Annotated in this window: 11 protein-coding genes; 3 read left to right on the top strand and 8 right to left on the bottom strand. The window is 41.8% G+C overall.

Annotated features, from left to right (window positions below):
• Nucleotides 1–80 precede the first annotated feature (80 nt).
• Complete coding sequence (locus ACYVBM_RS11510; RefSeq protein ID WP_460685806.1) at nt 81–1,256, top strand: L,D-transpeptidase family protein; 1,176 nt, start codon at nt 81–83, stop codon at nt 1,254–1,256.
• Nucleotides 1,257–1,353: 97 nt separating this feature from the next.
• Here the strand turns inward: ACYVBM_RS11510 and ACYVBM_RS11505 are convergent, their stop codons facing one another.
• The 8 genes from ACYVBM_RS11505 to ACYVBM_RS11470 form a co-directional block, all read right to left on the bottom strand.
• On the bottom strand, nt 1,354–3,219 hold the full coding sequence (locus tag ACYVBM_RS11505) for a glycoside hydrolase family 13 protein (RefSeq protein WP_460685805.1): 1,866 nt from the start codon (nt 3,217–3,219) through the stop codon (nt 1,354–1,356).
• 37 nt (nt 3,220–3,256) lie between these two features.
• A complete protein-coding gene (locus ACYVBM_RS11500; RefSeq protein ID WP_460685804.1) occupies nt 3,257–4,615 on the bottom strand; it encodes an MFS transporter in 1,359 nt (452 codons plus the stop codon).
• A gap of 394 nt (nt 4,616–5,009) precedes the next feature.
• Nucleotides 5,010–6,281, bottom strand: coding sequence for a histidine-type phosphatase (locus ACYVBM_RS11495; RefSeq protein ID WP_460685803.1), 1,272 nt, complete (start codon nt 6,279–6,281; stop codon nt 5,010–5,012).
• A gap of 68 nt (nt 6,282–6,349) precedes the next feature.
• Nucleotides 6,350–8,077 carry a RagB/SusD family nutrient uptake outer membrane protein gene (locus ACYVBM_RS11490; RefSeq protein ID WP_460685802.1) on the bottom strand — a complete coding sequence of 576 codons (1,728 nt, stop codon included), beginning with the start codon at nt 8,075–8,077 and terminating at the stop codon, nt 6,350–6,352.
• 92 nt (nt 8,078–8,169) lie between these two features.
• Nucleotides 8,170–11,208, bottom strand: a complete 3,039-nt coding sequence (locus tag ACYVBM_RS11485) for a SusC/RagA family TonB-linked outer membrane protein (protein WP_460685801.1) — start codon at nt 11,206–11,208, stop codon at nt 8,170–8,172.
• Nucleotides 11,209–11,427: 219 nt separating this feature from the next.
• The gene (locus tag ACYVBM_RS11480) at nt 11,428–13,044 is read right to left on the bottom strand and encodes a DUF6377 domain-containing protein (protein ID WP_460685800.1); all 1,617 of its coding nucleotides are present in this window, start codon (nt 13,042–13,044) and stop codon (nt 11,428–11,430) included.
• A 173-nt stretch (nt 13,045–13,217) separates the two neighbouring features.
• A complete protein-coding gene (locus ACYVBM_RS11475) occupies nt 13,218–14,498 on the bottom strand; it encodes a glucose-1-phosphate adenylyltransferase (RefSeq protein WP_460685799.1) in 1,281 nt (426 codons plus the stop codon).
• Between the two features lie 89 nt (nt 14,499–14,587).
• Nucleotides 14,588–16,015, bottom strand: a complete 1,428-nt coding sequence (locus ACYVBM_RS11470) for a glycogen synthase (protein ID WP_460685798.1) — start codon at nt 16,013–16,015, stop codon at nt 14,588–14,590.
• Between the two features lie 128 nt (nt 16,016–16,143).
• Between ACYVBM_RS11470 and ACYVBM_RS11465 the strand changes: the two genes are divergently transcribed.
• Together ACYVBM_RS11465 and ACYVBM_RS11460 are read left to right on the top strand one after the other, a co-directional pair.
• Nucleotides 16,144–17,583 (top strand): MFS transporter, encoded by a 1,440-nt coding sequence (locus tag ACYVBM_RS11465; protein ID WP_460685797.1) that lies wholly within the window; start codon nt 16,144–16,146, stop codon nt 17,581–17,583.
• 34 nt (nt 17,584–17,617) lie between these two features.
• Nucleotides 17,618–18,586 carry an ROK family protein gene (locus tag ACYVBM_RS11460; protein WP_460685796.1) on the top strand — a complete coding sequence of 323 codons (969 nt, stop codon included), beginning with the start codon at nt 17,618–17,620 and terminating at the stop codon, nt 18,584–18,586.
• The last annotated feature ends 67 nt before the right edge of the window (nt 18,587–18,653 follow it).

Genomic DNA, 18,653 nt, shown 5'->3' with positions numbered 1-18,653 from the left:
GCATTTACTGTAAATACTTAATATCTTTTAACAGGTCTTTTTGTTTTTATCTTTTTAATAGGCTATATTATTTTCAGACGATGAAAAATATTTTTTGGATTATCCTTGTTTTAAGCAACAGCTTTACTTTACAGGCGCAAACCTCTTATATCAGTACTCCTCCCTACTCCTCTTTTGTAACTTACCAGATGGGATTTCAGCGTCCGCGCGAAACTTTTGCCCGTAAAGAAGCGAATTTAAAAGCCTTATTTGAAGCTAAAAACCTGCAATGGCCTGCAAAATATATGTATATCCGGTCATTTAAATATGACAGCCAGTTAGAGGTATGGGTAAAGAACACCATCAGTGAGCCCTATAAGTTGCTTAAAATATATAAGGTATGCGCCCTGGTAGGCACGCTGGGGCCCAAAAGATTTGAAGGCGATTATCAGGTGCCCGAAGGCTTTTACCATATTAATCATTTTAACCCGAATAGCACTTATTATTTATCCCTGGGGCTTAACTATCCTAATGCGTCGGATAGAGTGCTGAGCGATCCTGTAAAACCTGGGGGAGATATTTACATTCATGGCGGCTGTGCTACGGTGGGCTGTATCCCTATCCAGGATGACCAGATCGGGGAACTGTATGTATTAACTGCCAGCAGCAAATCAGCAGGCCTCGATTTTATACCGGTACACATTTTTCCTATCAAATATGATGTAAAGAAAAGCTATGAATACCTGGCTAAACTTACCAAAGATAACCAGCAGTTAAAAGAGTTCTCGGATAAGATGGAAGATGCTTACGACTACTTTGAAAAGTACCGGCAAATTCCTATTGTAATGATCAAAGACAACGGCGAATATATAGTGAGCGAAGCACTTCCCAAGTTGCCTAAATTTCAGCCTAAAGTCCGCCCTGTAAGCAATCATAAACCAGTTGTCCGCCAGATAGACTTTGTAGCTGACGCAGTTGCCAAATGGCCGCAGTTCCCCGGCGGCAGCGAAGCTTTTGCTGCTTATCTTAAAGAGTTAGGAAAAGATATGGTAAAGGTATTGCCCGACAGCGTTACAAAAGCGTATGCACAGGTTGAATTTATTATAGACAAAGACGGGGTGCCTGTAAATTTTAAAGTTTTAAAAGGTGTGGATTCCTATTTTAATGCGGTATTAGTGGAAAAGATGGAACAGATGCCCAAATGGTCGCCCGCGATCTATCGTGAAAAGCCGGTTGCTAAAAAAATGGTACAGACTATACCGGTAGGATTTGATTAACCCTCCGTTTCAATAATCTTCATCTGAACGAATCATTGGGGCACAATGTTCCAATTTCCGTTTTACCGGACGCTGAAAACCTTATGCTTTCAGAATCCTATTTTTTCAGCTCCATTACCAAAGTAGTCATAGGCTGCAGCTGCAATGAATCTTTCAGTGATTCAGGCTGATCAGTAGCAATATTTCTACCTGATGTAAATCCATTTAATCGTTCGCTGAATCTATCCAATGAAATGGCAGCAGGTTGATCATTGGTATTCATCGCGCACATTACCGTTTGCTTATCATCGTACCTGAAGTAAACATATATACCATCATAAGGAGCAAACTGCATGAGCTTTCCGGTTTTTATAGCAGATGAGCTTTTCCTGAAATTCGCTATCTTTCTTATGTAAGAAAATAAGGACTGCTCCTTAGCTGTTCTGCCGGCTGCTGTAAATTTATTATCGGCATCCCCTTTCCAGCCCCCGGGGAAATCCTTACGTACATAACCATCATTAGGCGATGTGGTGCCTGCCATCAAAATCTCACTACCATAATACATTTGCGGAATACCGCGCGATGTTAGCAGCCATGCAAAAGCAGCCTTGTACTTTGCTGTATCCTCGTTCAGCACACTGTAAAAGCGCGCAATATCATGATTATCCAAGAAGATCACCTGCCGCATAGGATCTTTATAAACAAAATCCTGTGCCAGGGTAGTATATAATTTGTTTACTCCATCCGTCCAGCCAAAACGTTCTGTCAGCGCTGGCTGAATGCCATAGAACAGGGTCTGAAAATCGGTGGTGGCCTGCAGATTGCTTTTAAAAGGAATGTTTGTATAATTATTCTCGCAGAAATAGCTTTGGTTAGGCACCCCATGCACCCACGTTTCCCCAAATATGGTAATGCGCGGAAAATCATCATACAAAGCCTGGTTACACCGGTTCATAAATTCAAGGTCGTTATACGCATAGGTATCTACGCGCCAGCCGTCTATACCAAACTCTTCTACCGTCCATATAGCATGCTGTATCAGGAACTGCTGCACTTTTTCATTGCTTTGATCCCAATCCGGCATAGAAGGAACGAACCATCCTTTTTCCATCAGCTTCTTATCTGTTTCCGACGCGTAAGGATCAAAAAGCACCTGATCTTTATAGCTGGTTTGTGTAAACTTAGGCCAGCGGTGAAACCAGGTACTGTCCGGCTGATCTTTAAACAAAAAATGCTCGGTACCTACATGATTATATACCGCATCCTGTATTATTTTCATACCCTTTGCATGAACGGCATCCGCCAGTTCGTGGTAAGCCTTACTGCCGCCAATCCGGCGCTCTATAGTATAATGATCGGTGAAAGCATATCCATGCTCGGTACGTTCCGGCATATCGTTTTCAATTACGGGATTTAACCAAAGCGCGGTAACCCCTAAGTCCTGTAAATAATCCAGGTGATTTTGTATACCTTTTAAATCACCGCCATGGCGGTTAAAAACAGTATCCCGGTTTAAAGTCTGGTCGCGCATCCCTTTTATCCGGTCGTTCGTTTCATCCCCGTTGCTGAACCTGTCAGGCATAATAAGATATAACAGGTCTTCCGAAGTTACCCCTTTGGCATACTCTGTACCATTGCCGCTGCGACGTGGCCTCAGCTCATACTTAAATCCTTTTTTTGAAATGAATGGCAGTGTGATCCAGCCGGGTTTTGCACGCTCCGATATCTCTATATCCAGGAATACATAATTTTTGTTAGCCACGCGCTCTATTCTCTTTAAATTCACGCCGGCAGCCAGCTCCATACCTTCGGGAGCCATTTTGATCACAGGGATGGCATCCCCGATTTTGTCACCCCGGACCATCAGCTGCACTTTATTCCATTTCATACCCGTCCACCAGTGAGCAGGATAAACATTTACCTGCTGACTATGAGAAACAATGGACACAAAAAACAATAATGCAGTAAAAAAATATTTATTCATTTGTATAATATTATTGATTTTAACTACGGATGAAAATTTAATCCTTATTTTCCTCTGAAAACCTGATCATCAGTACCCATATAGCACCTATAATCATTAACACGCCTGCTACTACAAGATAGTAAATAGCATGATTGTTAAAAACGCTTCTTACAACAGGTCCTCCTACTATTCCATTAATGATCTGCGGTATCACTATAAAGAAATTAAAAATGCCCATATAAATGCCCATCTTGTGCTGCGGAATGCTCTCTATCAGCATGGCATAAGGCATTGCCAAAATACTTGCCCATGCAAAACCAATACCCAGCATGCTGATCCATAAATAGCCTGTATCTTTGATACTATACAATAATATCAGGCCAATGCCACCGCTTAACAAGGCCAGTGCATGCGTTTTCTTTTTGCCTATTTTTTTAGCCAGTGGTATTAATATAAAGGCAAAAGGAATAGCGAATAAGTTATACAGGCCAAACAGGTTGCTTACAAAGTCACCGGCCTTATTAAATGCAGCCGAATGCGTGTCGGCAGGGCTTAAGCCAAAATGATGCGTAGCGATGGCACTGGTGGTAAATACCCACATAGTAAACAAGGCAAACCAGCTGAAGAACTGCACCCAACCCAATTTCCACATATTAGAGGGGATCTTTGCAAAATCCTTAAAAATATCTGAAAAGCGGGCTTTATTCTCTGCAGCGGCTTCTTTGTTAGCAAAAGCTCTGAAATCGGCAGGTGAGTACTCTTTGGTAGTGACAATAGTGTAAATTATGGTAAGCAGCAAAATAAAAGCACCTACGTAAAACGAATAGATAACATTATCCGGTACAAATCCTACTGGCGCTACATTGGAAATACCTATTCGGGTAAGCAATGATGGCAGGGTAGATCCTATTACCGCTCCAATGCCAATTAATATAGTTTGTACACCGAAACCTAAAGTTCCCTGCTCTTTGGGCAGCATATCTCCTACCAATGCCCTGAAGGGCTCCATAGATACGTTTACCGAAGCGTCCATTAATGCCAAAAATACCACAGCCAGCAGTAATACATTAGCCCCGATAAAAGCAGTAACACTCGCTGAATTGGGCAGAAATACCAGCCCTAAAGCGCACAGAATAGCGCCAACTAAAAAATAAGGCTTTCGCCTGCCCCAGGTTTCAGACCAGGTATGATCGCCAAAATGACCGATTACAGGCTGTACAATCAACCCGGTAATAGGAGCTACCAGCCAGAACCACGAGAGCTGGTGCACATCTGCACCAAAATTAGCTAATATTCTGCTGGCGTTCCCGTTTTGCAGGCCAAACGCCATCTGGATACCTAAAAATCCCATGCTCATATTAATGATCTGGGCTAATGACAATCGCGGTTTTTGCCTTTGTAGAATTACTGACATTTTCAATCGTTATATTTTTTACAAGCAATGCCTGCCTGCAGGCGTATATTTTTCAAGGTCAAATATAATATGTATTAAGTACACATTAAAATTTATTTAGTGAAAATTTTACGCTGCATGAATGAATATCACTTATAAACGCAAAAAAAGGAACACGGTCCTTCCAAAAGGAGTGGGTAGCTCTGGTTTGAAAAAACCGGAGGAACCTCACTCTGTCTATGCATTATTTCAACTTTTCTTTTTCCAGGCGAGCCGCAGCCTGCAGGTATCGCCGCGTGTGATGCCGCGTCCACGGCTTATATACAATTCCTATCGGAAAACTCAGCTATGAAAAAATTGAACTACATCGCCGCGGGTTGCGCCTGTGGCTATACCCTCCCGGTACATTTTTTCCTTAAAAGCTAAAATCCTGTAATAAACCCCTGTAATATTGAACTATATCCTTCCAGTGATAATAAGGATACCGATCAGTTTTTACAGGTGGGATACTTACTTCATTCTCATTGTGCAAAAATTTTACAAGAATATCGTTTGAATCGTTCTTTCGGAAAAAAATGATCTGTATATTTCCCGCCATAGGCGCCACTTTGAAATCACACCAGGCCTTATAAACATTCACCGCATCAGATACACTGTTATAAGTTCCGTCTAAATGCAGCAGCATAGCCAGTGGGATAATATTACCATCATGCGCAAAGCTAAAATCGGCGCCTTTTCCTTTACTGGCAATGATCTGTTCAGCGCTGTCGATAATGCTTCTCAGCAGTGGTTTGGCATTATCCATCATAATGCCCTTACTTAATGCGCTATTAGCATCATTTACATATGTTTTATAGTTCTTACATTGCCAGAGATCGAACAGCTCATCTTTCGTAAAAATATCGTAGAAAGAACCTTTTGTTTCTACATTCTGCATTCCTCCGGCAATACCGAACAATGCCCACATCACTGTTTCCGGGCTTTTAGCCAAAAAGCTTTTACCGGTAAACAAAGACTTTATTAACCTGTCAGGATGAACATGCGCGCTCTCGAACTGTTTGTATCCTGGTTTCCATGTATCATCTGCGGAGCGATAAGCAATTGCTTTCTTTGTATGATGATTCAGATAGCGCTGCCATTTCATTCCTGAATTACGGGATATGGATAAGGAAGGATTCAACTCCTTTAAACGCTCACAAAATGCATCCATGCTAAGCACACAGCGAACAATAGTGGTAGCACATGCCGCCATTTTACTCTCATTGGTAAATACCTCCGGGTAAGTTCTATACATCCGCTCCGCAATTCCTCTCTGCTCCCGGATACCCAACGGAGAAAGATCGCCGCCCCTCCACTCTACTTCTTTCCATAGCTGTTTCAATCTTTTAAGTACCTCTTTACCCAGGCCTGTTAAGGCATTGTTTTTTTCAGCAGCTTCAAAAAGATCTATCATGTTTTTATATTCATCATCGCTTATCAGGTAGCGGGAACCATGGCGGCCAAAATGGCTTATATAAAAAGGCTCATAACCTGCAGGTACGGGTGTTTGAGGTCGGATCTCTTTTTCGGGATAGGCAAAATAAACGCCTGCTGTTTTTTCTATATTATTGAATATTTCTTCTTTGGTTGCCTGTGCAGACGCCCAATTAACAACAAAGAGCAATACGATTAAATAAATATTTTTCATTATTGTGTTTTGAAAAGATTGAAGAAGATCGTCAGTACCCTCTTCTAATACATATCGGGGTATTAAGTTTATTTATAGTTAGGATTTTGAGCCAGGTTGGGATTGTATAATACATCATTCTGCGGAATGGGATACAAATTATATTTATCATCGACATCCTGGCCAACATGATTCGTTTCACCTGTTGTAGCACGGCCCTTCCACTCCCAGTTATACCCCTTTGTAAACACGCCAAACCTGACCAGATCACTTCTTCTCCAGTTTTCTGTCCATAACTCCCGCGCTCTTTCGTCCAATAGAAATGGCAACGTTAACTGGCTGTCTGTAATTTCCCCATTGGCTACATTACGTGCGCTGAGGTAAGGGCCTGAGTTATAAGCCCTGTTCCTGACCTCGTTTACATATGCCAATGCTTCGGAACGGGTACCATTTGCGCCACGCAAAATAGCTTCTGCTGCCATAAGATAGGCATCGGCTTTCCTGAATACCGGAAAGGCAATATTTGAATATTTTGTAGGAGCGGATTTCACCCTGTCTTTGGTTACGTTTCTCCATTTGGTCATAGTATAGCCGTAGTAAATAACAGAAGTTACAAATGCTGCACCCTCCCTCCAGTTTTCCTTTAAAAGCGCAGGCTTATCTACTGCGCCACCTGATTTATACGTAGCTGTTGATGGCCCCCCCAGCAATAAAGATCTTTTATCCTTCTTCTTATCATTCCAGGGGTCGGCAGGATTAAAGTCCTGGTCTTCCGGTAAAAACTTATTTACGAATGTGGTAGTTAAAGAACCATTACTGCTATACGTTTCTGAAATGCCGTAATCGACAAAATCAAACATGTAGTTACTGATCGGGAATTTCAGTAAATAGTTCGTTACCCCTTCGCCCTGCATTTTATCATTATCTGTAGGAATAGCCCATAGTATCTCATTGCTGGTATTATTATCTTTTAAAAAATTCTCAATGTATTGTGGCGCCAGCGAATAATTAGGGTCCTGAATTATCTTTTTGCCGTAGGCCAGCGCTTCATTGTAGCGCGCAGTGCCCGTATACACCTGTGCATTCAAATAAAGTTTTGCCAGCAGGAACCATGCTGAAGCCTGGTTGGTTCTCCCAAAAATCTTTTTACTTGAGGGAGCCATTTTATCTTCAATATCCAGCAGTTCCTTTTCAACATATTCAAATATTTCTTTCCTAGTTTTTTGAACCGGGTAGGTTCCGTTGGGAGAGGAATCGTCTACCCAGCCCACCGAACCGTACAGATCACAGAGCAGGTAATATTGATAAGCTCTTACAAACCTGGCCTCTGCACGCCAATGGTCCACATCGTTTTTTGCCTGTTCCCATACACCATACTTTTCCATTACAGATTTTTCTGTTTTTCTTAAAAACTCATTGCATAACGCTATAATGATATATGCCCTGTAGTAAAAATATTGAGGAAACTCAGTACCGGTTGTCCAGTTAAGAGAAACGGTTGATGGGATTCCGTAACCTGTACCCGTACGATAGATGATAATATCTGAAGGGGCTTCCTGCACCCAGAACAAAGACCTTAAATATACACTTCTGCCCCCGTCCCATGCTACATCATTACCACCCGCACCACCCTGACCGGCAACTGCCATGGCGCTATATATCTTTAAAAATACACCATGATATCCTTCATAAGTAGCATAGACATCTTCTTCCATCAGCGCAGTTGATGAAGTTGGCTGAAGATCCAGCTTTTCGCAGGAAGAAGCGAAAATGCTTACAACTAATAATAACAACAAATATCTAAATAACTTTTTCATGTGTTTATTTTTTAATTACCCTATGTAATTCGCTCACTGATCATCTGTCCCAGTGTACAGATTTTCATAGCTCATTTCATATAACTATAGCATTAAAATTTTAAGTTTAATGAAACCATGTACATCCTTTGCCTGGGTGTGCTTGACCCATCGATACCACTATACACTTCAGGATCTACACCGGGATAGTTCGTAACAGTAGCTACATTTTGAATGCCGGCACCGATACGCAAGGAACTTTTATTCCTTAAAATACTGTTGAATGTATACCCCAGCACTACGTTGTCAATTTTAAAATAATCTCCCTTGAAAAGCCAGTAATCTGAAAAATAGTGTTGCTTGGCCCACTCGGGTGCCCATCCTTTTAAAGTGTTGGTAGGGTATTGATTAGATGCATCAAAGAAAGAGTTATTGCTGCCCGAGCTCATGGTTTCCCAATAAACATATTGCCCGAAAGCATAGTGCATATTGCTTCCAAAATCCCATTGCTTATACTTTACTGAAGTTGAGATACCGCCGTAATAAGGCACAAGCGAACTCTTTTTTGTATCCCATTTATTGGCATCAGCGGCATCATCATTTACCAACTCCTGTGAGCCTGAAACGTTGGGATCATAATTGGGGTTGTAGAATTTTTCGATAGGTTTGCCATTTTCATCGTAGGCCTGTTTAGCCAGGTAGTAAGTGTAAGGCGTATTCCCTACTTTATGATATTGTGCATACCGGTTAGAGCTGGTATATCCTGTTTTTACCCATGTGTTTTCGGGAGGACCATCATATACCGTTAGTTTCTCTATTTTTGAAGCATTCCAGGCAAAATTAAAGTTCAGATTCCATGAAAAATCTTTAGTTCTTAAAGGAACACCGCCAATGGCAAACTCAATACCCTTACTTGACATTTCGCCGATATTCTGGTCAACGGATTCTGCAAAATTGGAGCCTGCCGCAACTTTTACAGCGTTCATTAAAAGGTGTGATGTATATCGCTGATAAAGATCAATTGCCCCGTATAACCTGTTTTTAAAAAAACCGTAATCCAGGCCTATATTCGCCGTTTTGGTAACCTCCCATTTAATAGACCTGTCGAATGCAGAAGGACGGTATGTAACATAAAACTGGTAGCCTTCCCTGTACATGAAATTTTGAGTAGAAGCATAATAAGTAGCCTGGTAAGCGTAATCATTATTAATATTCTGCTGACCGGTACTGCCATAACTCACCCTGAACCGCAATTCATTCACATTATTTAAGTTTTCCATAAACTTTTCATCGGCAATGTTCCAGGCAAACGCTGCTGACGGAAAAAGTCCCCACCTTGTTTCCGGTGCAAAACGTGAAGAAGCATCAGCCCTAAGCGTTGCGGTTAATAAGAACCGGTTAAAAAGCTTGTAGTTTAGCCTCGAAAACCAGGAAGCCATTGAAACGGCCCCCTCATTAGAGCTTTCTACGCTTCCTGAAACCAATGTTCCGTCGTTGTACATTGTTTGGCTGTTCCAGGAACCATATTTCTGCATCTCGTAGGTATGACCAAGTGTTATATCGAACTGATGATTGGTCAATGCCTTGGTATAATTCAGGTAATAATCCAGCACTGTCCTTCTGCTATAAGAGGTACCGTTTGAATGGGTGGCAATACCTCCTTTCCCTAAATTTACATTAGATACCGACCATGTTCCCGGTGTATTATCGCGGCCTTTTGACTGATCTTCCGAATGATAGGAACTGCTGCTCAAACCTGCATTTAAGGTCAGATCTTCAAAGCCGTGCACTTTATAACTTACTAAAAAATTGGTCAGTAAGCGATTGTTTTTATTGTATCCCATATCAGGCAGTGCAGCGCTTGCAACAGGATTGGATGGACGCTGCGGTTTATTACCCGCTTCATCCGCACCATACATAAAATATCCAAAAGCTTTTTGCGGATAACTGACCCCATTTACAGTAACAGGGCCATAGTCAAAATATACCGGTTGAGTAGGATCTGTAAGAGCAGCCGATGAAAAGGAACTGCCGCTGTTGGGTGTATTGATGTGGGTGTACCTGAGCGTTGCGTCTAAGCTCAAGTGTTTATTTAAGAACTTAGGAGATAAAGCCAGAGTAGTAGTAACCACATCTCTTTTTGTATTGATAACATTTCCCTGTTCCTGGTTATAGCCGGCAGAAAACCTGTAAGGCGTGTAAGGCATGGCTCCTGCCAGGCTTATAGTATGCAGGTTGGTAAAGCTGGTACGCGAGATCTGCTCCTGCCAGTTTGTATTAGCATTTCCTAATAACGCAGTATTCCATCCTCTTTTTTCGTACTCAGTTGTGAACTCACCGGCTTCATAAACATCAAGATATTTTTCAGGCCTGTTTAAGTAAATATCTCCACGGTAATTAATTTCCGGTTTTGTAAATTTGTTTCCAGCGCCTATACTTCCGCGCTTTGTCTTTACAATAATTACTCCGTTAGCTCCGCGGGCCCCGTAAATTGCAGAAGCCGAAGCATCTTTCAAAACCGTAATACTCTCAATATCATTAGGGTTTACAGAGGACAGGCTTCCTTCTGTCATGCCATCTATTACTACCAATGGTTCGTTAGAAGCATTTAAAGAAGCGCCCTGCCGGATCCTTACAGTTCCGCTTGACCCCGGCGAACCCGATCCGAGCGTAACCTGCAGACCTGCTACTTTACCCAACAGCAAGTCTGTTGTTGTAGTAGCTTTTACTCTGCTTACTTCGTCGGGTTTTAATACGGTAACCGATCCGGTAACATCCTTCTTTCTTACCCCACCGTAACCAATTACCACTACTTCACCGAGGTTTTCGGCTGATACTTCTAAAGAAATAAATAATTCGGCTTGACCCTGTACATTTACATCTTGTGTTTTATAGCCAATACTGGAAATGCTAAGCACTGCATTGGGCTGCAGGTTGATACTGAATTTTCCTTCTGTGTCTGTAGTGACACCCGTAATCTGCCCTTTACTATTTACGCTGGCCCCGGCAATAGGCTTTTGTGTGGACTGGTCTGTCACAGTTCCTTTAACATTTATAACCGCCTGCCCGTTTGCTAAATAAGGAAACAGAAAGGGCCCTGTCAAAAAGCATAGGAAAACAAGCAGATCTTTCGTCTGGATAAATAATCGCATGGCTGAAATAATTTGAAGATTTTGGTTATACTATGGCAATACATTTCTTTTCCAAAAATATCGGCACACCAGACCTTTTTGAACAGCAGGAGATATAGAAAGTAGGACAAAAGCAGTTCCTTACAAAACCAACTAATTAATAATCAAATACATATAAAATGAGGCTTTCTGAAATAAAGTAGAAAAAGATGCACTGTAAAGTAGACCCTGATAACAGGATTATTTCCCGATCTGATGAATTTTAACAGAAAATGTCTCTTTTGAAACGGCCAGCTTATTCTTTATTTTCAGTTTATAGTTGTATACTGTTTGAGGAGAGTAATGCAGAAAATCAGCAATTTTACTGCTGTCAGATATTCCAAGCCTCAGGAGCGCAAAAACCCGCAGTTCAGGCGTAAGAATATCTCCCGATTTTGGGATGATCTGTTCTTCAGCTTTCAGGAGCCCGTTGAATTCATCTATAAAATTGGGATATATATCGAGGAAAACGGTATCAAAATTTTGAAAAAACTCTTTTAGCTCATTGGTAACCAACCCGGGGTTACCGGTCATTTTCAGCACCTCATCTGTTTGTTTAGCTTTCAATTTTTTATTCAGGCTTACACGATAATTTTCCAGTTTGTTGATATAGGAAGAACAAAGATTAAATACATAGCCAATATATATTTCTTTAACCTGATCAGACTCAGACAATTTCTTGTTCAGCTCTTTAAGTGCGTCATTGATAAGAATAAGCTCTTCATTTTTCTTTTTTACCAATAGCCGGGCTGCATAATTTTTTTGCAGCTGTTTATAAATAAAAACAATACATAGCAACAAAACAAATGAAAGCACCGAAATAAGAATAAGATACTTAAAAAGCCGGTCTTTTTCCTCTTTCATTTTCTTGTCGTAAGAGGCTACAATAATCGGGAGCGCTTCCGATACTTCGATCATCCGGAATCGGGCTCTTGCAAATGAGGCATCTTCCATAGCACACCTGATATAAGCGTAAGCCCTTTCCAGATCGCCTTGTTTGTACAATATAACAGCCAGCTTCTGAAGCGCAATATAACTTTTAACAGCCTTTCTGATATCAGCTACAGCAGATACAGCCAGGTATTCTTTTTGCAGGTCCGTTTTTCCCGTTTTTCCATAAACTTCAGAAATCCCATACGCTACAGCGCCTGTTTCAGCATCATTCGCTCCAAGTTTTTCATAACACCGGTTCATAAGCGCCAGGGCCTCGGGGTATTTACCCTGTTCTGTAAGCTTACCATTTAACACCAATTTATGTGCAAGCGTTTGAGGATCGGTTACCTCTAACAAGGAGTCTTTATAAAGAGTGATCAGCCCCTGATAATGTTCCTTTTCCTGCTGCGATAATGCATTATGCAGCAACAGGGAATAAATGGAATGGAAGAGGTGAAAGTAATAACTCCATTGGTTTTTATCCAAATCAGACCTTTTTATCCGGTCCATAATATCAAAAGTTTCTTTGTACATGCCCATTTTCCCTAACACTTCTGCAATGTTCATCTGCGATTCGTATTGAAGCTGTACCTTGTTCAATCGCGCGGCAATAGCATTTTTCTTTTTAGCTACCCATAATGCTGAATCCAAGTTGTATTTTTTATATTCTTCAAAGATCCGTGCATACAAAATATAGCTTTTTTCAATATCAGAATTTTGTCTGACTGCAGCTTTTAAGCTGTCAATACGCAGCTCTTTTATTTCAGCAAACTGCGAACGCTTCTTTATGGCATCATCCAGCAGCTTCAATACCGAATCGGTACGGCTTTGAGCAAGCAAAGCCATTGAAAAACATATGGCCGGTAAAAGAAATATTTTCTGCATGGTAAAAAAATGTAAGCGGGTGCAAAATGTAAGCGTTTCCCTCTATTATAGGATGCCGACTGTAGGAACGATACAGGCAATCATTAGTATATTATGGCGCAAATATAATATGTATCAAGTACACATTATAATTTATTTATAAAAAAACCCTGCCGTGCAGGGTGTAGCTAACTTTATACTACATATCCGTTGGGAAAAACAGCTCCCTTCTTGGTTACAATAATTCCATCTCTTATAGTGTATAGCTCGGTTTCGGCAGGAGCCAGATGCGGGCCGCCATTCAGCCGCACATCATCGCCTATACGGCAATTCTTATCTATGATACAGTTCCGCAGGTAACAACGTTTGCCAATACCAATAGGAGGCACTCCTTTATGCTGATCATTGGCTATATCGTCAATCGTTTCATAATAGTCACTACCCATAATATAACAGCTGACAACGGTGGATCCATATCCGATCCTCGACCTGATTCCTATCACACTATGCTCTATGCGGGAGGCATTGATGATACATCCATCGGCGATAACGGTTTTCTCCAATGTAGTGCCGCTGATTTTTGCCGGGGGCAGCATACGGGGGCGTGTGTAAATAGATTTTGTATTATCAAACAAATTGAACTCCGGTATATCTGCCGTCAGTTCAAGATTGGCTTCAAAGAAAGAGTAAATATTCCCTATATCTGTCCAATATCCTTCATATTGGTAGCTGGCTACATTGTATGAATTAATAGATGAAGGAATAATCTCTTTACCAAAGTCTGTAGCATCGGGATGGATTTTTAATAAAAGGTCCAGCAACAGCTGCCTGTTGAAAACATAAATGCCCATAGAAGCCAGGTAATTTCTGCCTTTTTGCTGCATAGCAGGGCCGGTATCGCTCACCCATTCTTCCAAAATATCACGTGAGGGCTTTTCAATAAAGGAACTGATAATACTGTTTTCATCTACTTTTAAAATACCAAATTCAGGAGCTTCCCGGTCACCTACAGGAATCGTTGCAATTGAAATGTCGGCTCCGCAGGCTTTATGATTTTCAATCATCTTGTTAAAGTCCATCTGGTAAAGCTGATCCCCAGAAAGTATTAAAACGTATTCACTGGGAAAGGCCGAAAGATGTCGCAGGCACTGCCTTACCGCATCCGCGGTTCCCTGGTACCAGGCAGGGTTATCGGGTGTTTGCTCTGCAGCAAGTATATCAACAAAAGCCGTACTAAATGCGCTGAACCGGTATGTATTCTTAATATGCCGGTTTAAAGAAGCCGAGTTGTACTGGGTCAGTACAAACATCCTGTTAATATCAGAATTGATACAGTTGGAAATAGGGATATCGACCAACCTGTATTTGCCTGCAATGGGCACTGCGGGCTTAGACCTGCTGCTGGTTAATGGTGCAAGTCTTGTCCCGGCGCCGCCGCCCAGAATCATTGCGATAACTTCCTGCGAGATACTCATAAAATTTATATTTAAAGTTTTTGTTTTGGATCGGGGGCATTTTAATGAAATGCGCTATACCTGTGAAGCAATACCTTATTTTATAATCGCTATTGTTGTTTTACCAGCTCATACAATTCGAGATACTTTTTGGCAGAAGATGTCCAGCTATGATCTATACCCATAATGCGCTGAATGATTTCTCCCAGCTGTACGGGCTTGTTCTCATACAGGTCAATAGCCCTGCCTACAGAATAGGCGATATCGCCCACACTTGACTGCTCCATCGTAATACCAAAACCACCCGGCGCTCCATAATCTATAACGGTATCTTTCAACCCGCCTATATTTCTTACGATGGGCACGGTACCATACCGCAAAGCATATAGCTGGTTGAGGCCGCAAGGTTCTACCCTGCTCGGCATCAGTATAAAATCAGATCCGGCATATATTAAATGGCTGAGCGATTCGCTATAGCCGATATAAGTATTTACATATCCCTTTAATGTTTTATTCATATCAACCAGAGCGGCCTCAACATAAGGGTTTCCCGATCCCAACACCAGAAAGGAGGCTTTGCCGCCATATTGATATACCGACTGGCTGATAGCTTCGGGCAGCAGGTCTGCGGCCTTTTCATCCACCAGCCGGCCAATAAAGCTGATCAGCGGTTTTTGAGGGTCAAGCCCAAATTGTTTTACCAGCTCTGCCTTATTAGCCGCCTTACCGTCCTTAACAGTTTTCAGATCATAATTTTTCAGCAGGTAAGCATCTGTAGCCGGGTTCCATACTTCCGAATCGATACCATTAATGATACCGCTGCACTTTCCTCTTTCATATTCAAACAGGGCTTCAAGGCCGGCAGCCGAATGCCGCAGCTCTTCCATATAATTAGGACTTACAGTGGTTACTTTCCACGCGCATTTTACGGCTGAGGCCATAGGGTTAATCAGCCCGTTCCAATCCAGGTATCCCCAGTTCCATGTATCATAGGCCGGAATTAAATAATATTTATCCCAGCTGAACTGCCCCTGGTACTGCCCGTTATGAATTGTAAAAACGTTGGGGATATTGGCCAGCTGGTAGCGGAATGCATGAACATGCTTACAAAAAAACGGTATAAAGCCGGCCTGATGATCGTGGCAATGCAATATATCCGGCTTATGATGCCAGCGGCTGATCCAATCGCACACAGCCAGTTGAAAGGAGATGAACCGCTCCGCATCATCATCATATCCATAAATCTTTTCCCTGTCAAGCACACCGTTAATATCTACCAGGTAAAGATCAAATCCAAGTTTATTGGTTTTTTCCTTGATCACACTGTATTTGAACCAATGGTTACCCAGTGCCTGCCCCCCTTCGTGCACCAGCTCCCATTCATTGTCATACAAAAATCTGGTACGATACATAGGCATTACCACCTTGGCCACATGTCCCAACTCGTTCTGATATTTAGGCAAAGCCCCTACTACATCTCCAAGTCCCCCCGCTTTTGCCATAGGGTAACATTCTGCCGATACGTGAACAATCTCCATAACTTATAATTGCTTCGCTTAAAAGTAGTAATAATTTATATAAAACAAACAACAATCTATTTAATTTAAAATTTTTACTTACGGTTTATCTATTTACATTTATGCCCACTTTTAACAAAAACGATTTTATGAGTACACAAAAAACGAACTGGTCCCAATTCGGAACACTAATTACAGTATTTTTTTTCTGGGGATTTGTTGCTGCCAGCAACGACATTTTAATTCCTGTTTTTAAAAAGGCGTTTGATCTTTCTCAAACACAAAGCCAGTTGGTCTCTTTTGCTTTTTACGTGGCATATACGGTAGGGTCGATCATTTATATGCTTATCTCGAAAAGTATAAAGCAAGATATCACCAACAAAATCGGTTACAAAAACGGACTTATTGTGGGTCTGATCATCTCAGCCCTGGGTACGCTGCTGTTTTACCCTGCTGCGAACATGGGATCTTTCGGGCTGATGATATCTGGATTGTTCATTGTAGGGCTGGGCTTCTCGCTTCAGCAAATAGTAGCCAATCCGCTGGCCATTGAATTAGGCCCTGCCGCCACAGGTTCTCAGCGGCTTACACTGGCAGGTGGTATCAACAACTTCGGAACAACGATCGGACCGCTCATAGTAGCTTTTGCTATTTTTGGTTCTACTTCTGCTTCTAATACCGAAGCAAGCATAGAAAGTGTAAAAATACCTTATCTTATTTTAGGAGCGGTATTTATTCTGGTAGCCATCATGCTCAAATTTTCATCGTTGCCGGCCGTTACATCTGTAAATACCGAGAACACCGAAGATAAAGAGCCTGGTCATCACCGGAGCTCGGCTTTTAAGTATCCGCAACTAGTACTGGGTATGATTGCCATATTCGTATATGTAGGAGTAGAAGTTGCTACTGCGGCCAACCTACCTGCTTATATGGAAAAAGATCTCGGATTTCATACGAAAGATGTGGCACCATATATCTCTCTTTACTGGGCCAGCCTTATGATCGGGCGCTGGGGCGGAGCAGTAGAAGCTTTTGATGTAAGCGGCGGGGTAAAGAAGATTTTAAGATTTTTAGCTCCCTATCTGGCTTTTGGAGTATTCCTGGTAGTAAATGCTATTGCGCAGCACGATTTAGCACCGTTTTATATTTATGGTGCGATCATTCTTATTATGATAGCTGGTGACATAGCCAGTAAAGGGAACCCTGCAAAAATGCTTCTTATTTACTCTGTATTGGGCATTATTGCACTGATAATCGGGATGGCTACTACAGGCATGGTTTCAGTTTATGCTTTTACAAGCGTAGGGTTATTCTGCAGTACCCTTTGGCCCTGCATTTTTGCACTGGCAATAAACGGACTGGGCAGACATACGAACGAAGGGTCCAGTTATCTTATTATGATGATAATGGGCGGTGGTGTTATGAGCGTGCTCCAGGGGGCATTGGCAGATGCTACTTCTATTCACCTGAGTTACGTGGTAGGTGTTATTTGCTTTAGTTACCTGGTGTTTTATGCACTGCGTGTAAGCAACATCTTAAAGTCACAGGGTATTGATCTTAACAAAATTGCAAAAGGCAGTGGCCACTAAAACAATTCATTTATTTTTCTAAATTTTTGTACACATGAGTATACACGACTTGTCTAAAGAAATGGTTATAGGTATTGATATTGGTGGCACTAATACGAAATTTGGCCTGGTAAACCATCGCGGACTGATCTTCGATAAAGGAGATATCAGAACAGACGCATACCCTACTATTGAAGAATATGTTGATGCGCTGCACTTTGCTCTGCGCCCCCTGCTTTCTAAATTTGAGAAAGAGTATCATTTTAAAGGAATTGGGATGGGCGCCCCTAACGGAAATTTTTACACGGGTTGTATTGAATATGCGCCTAACCTGCCCTGGAAAGGTACGATCCAAATAGCTGATCTTATAAGCAAAAAATTCGATATCCCCTGTATACTTACTAATGATGCCAATGCCGCTGCAGTAGGAGAAATGATGTACGGCGCAGCACGTGGCATGAAAGATTTTATTATGATCACTTTAGGTACCGGTGTTGGGAGCGGTATTGTTTGCAATGGACAGATCGTTTATGGCCATGATGGATTTGCAGGAGAACTGGGGCATGTGATCGTTCGGCCGGGAGGGCGCAAACACTATAGTACCGGCGCCCAGGGATCGCTGGAAGCTTATTGCTCGGCAACAGGCATTACCGTCACCGCGAAAAAATTAAGAGCAGAAAATCCCGACTCTTTACTAAATGATATACCCGAGGAGCAGATTGATTCCAAATCTGTTTTTGATGCCGCCCAGAAAGGCGATGCTACCGCTATAGAAGTATTCCGTTATACCGGTCAGATACTGGGAGAAGCATTGGCCAACTTTATTATGTTTTCTTCACCGGAAGCTATTATACTTTTTGGCGGCGTTATTAAGGCAGGCGATTATATTATGAACCCCACCAAAGAGCATATGGAAAAGAACCTCCTGCCTATTTTCCAAAATAAAGTAAAGCTTGTTTTCAGCGAACTAAAAGAGGCGGATGCAGCTATATTGGGTGCCAGTGCGCTGGTATGGGAATCATAGATAAATAATACTAAACCTGAGAAAGGCTTTAATAAAAAAAGCTGCCTTAAAAATACAGGCAGCTTTT

Source organism: Niabella aquatica, from assembly GCF_054779315.1.
The sequence above is the reverse complement of the archived record's forward strand: the minus strand, read 5'-3'. Positions and strand labels throughout refer to the sequence as shown.

Bases quoted from the DNA above. Each gene is read 5' to 3' on its own strand.
- ACYVBM_RS11505 (WP_460685805.1), bottom strand. From the start codon at position 3,219: ATGAATAAATATTTTTTTACTGCATTATTGTTTTTTGTGTCCATTGTT.
- ACYVBM_RS11480 (WP_460685800.1), bottom strand. From the start codon at position 13,044: ATGCAGAAAATATTTCTTTTACCGGCCATATGTTTTTCAATGGCTTTG.
- ACYVBM_RS11485 (WP_460685801.1), bottom strand. From the start codon at position 11,208: ATGCGATTATTTATCCAGACGAAAGATCTGCTTGTTTTCCTATGCTTT.
- ACYVBM_RS11500 (WP_460685804.1), bottom strand. From the start codon at position 4,615: ATGTCAGTAATTCTACAAAGGCAAAAACCGCGATTGTCATTAGCCCAG.
- ACYVBM_RS11495 (WP_460685803.1), bottom strand. From the start codon at position 6,281: ATGAAAAATATTTATTTAATCGTATTGCTCTTTGTTGTTAATTGGGCG.
- ACYVBM_RS11470 (WP_460685798.1), bottom strand. From the start codon at position 16,015: ATGGAGATTGTTCACGTATCGGCAGAATGTTACCCTATGGCAAAAGCG.
- ACYVBM_RS11475 (WP_460685799.1), bottom strand. From the start codon at position 14,498: ATGAGTATCTCGCAGGAAGTTATCGCAATGATTCTGGGCGGCGGCGCC.
- ACYVBM_RS11465 (WP_460685797.1), top strand. From the start codon at position 16,144: ATGAGTACACAAAAAACGAACTGGTCCCAATTCGGAACACTAATTACA.
- ACYVBM_RS11490 (WP_460685802.1), bottom strand. From the start codon at position 8,077: ATGAAAAAGTTATTTAGATATTTGTTGTTATTATTAGTTGTAAGCATT.
- ACYVBM_RS11460 (WP_460685796.1), top strand. From the start codon at position 17,618: ATGAGTATACACGACTTGTCTAAAGAAATGGTTATAGGTATTGATATT.
- ACYVBM_RS11510 (WP_460685806.1), top strand. From the start codon at position 81: ATGAAAAATATTTTTTGGATTATCCTTGTTTTAAGCAACAGCTTTACT.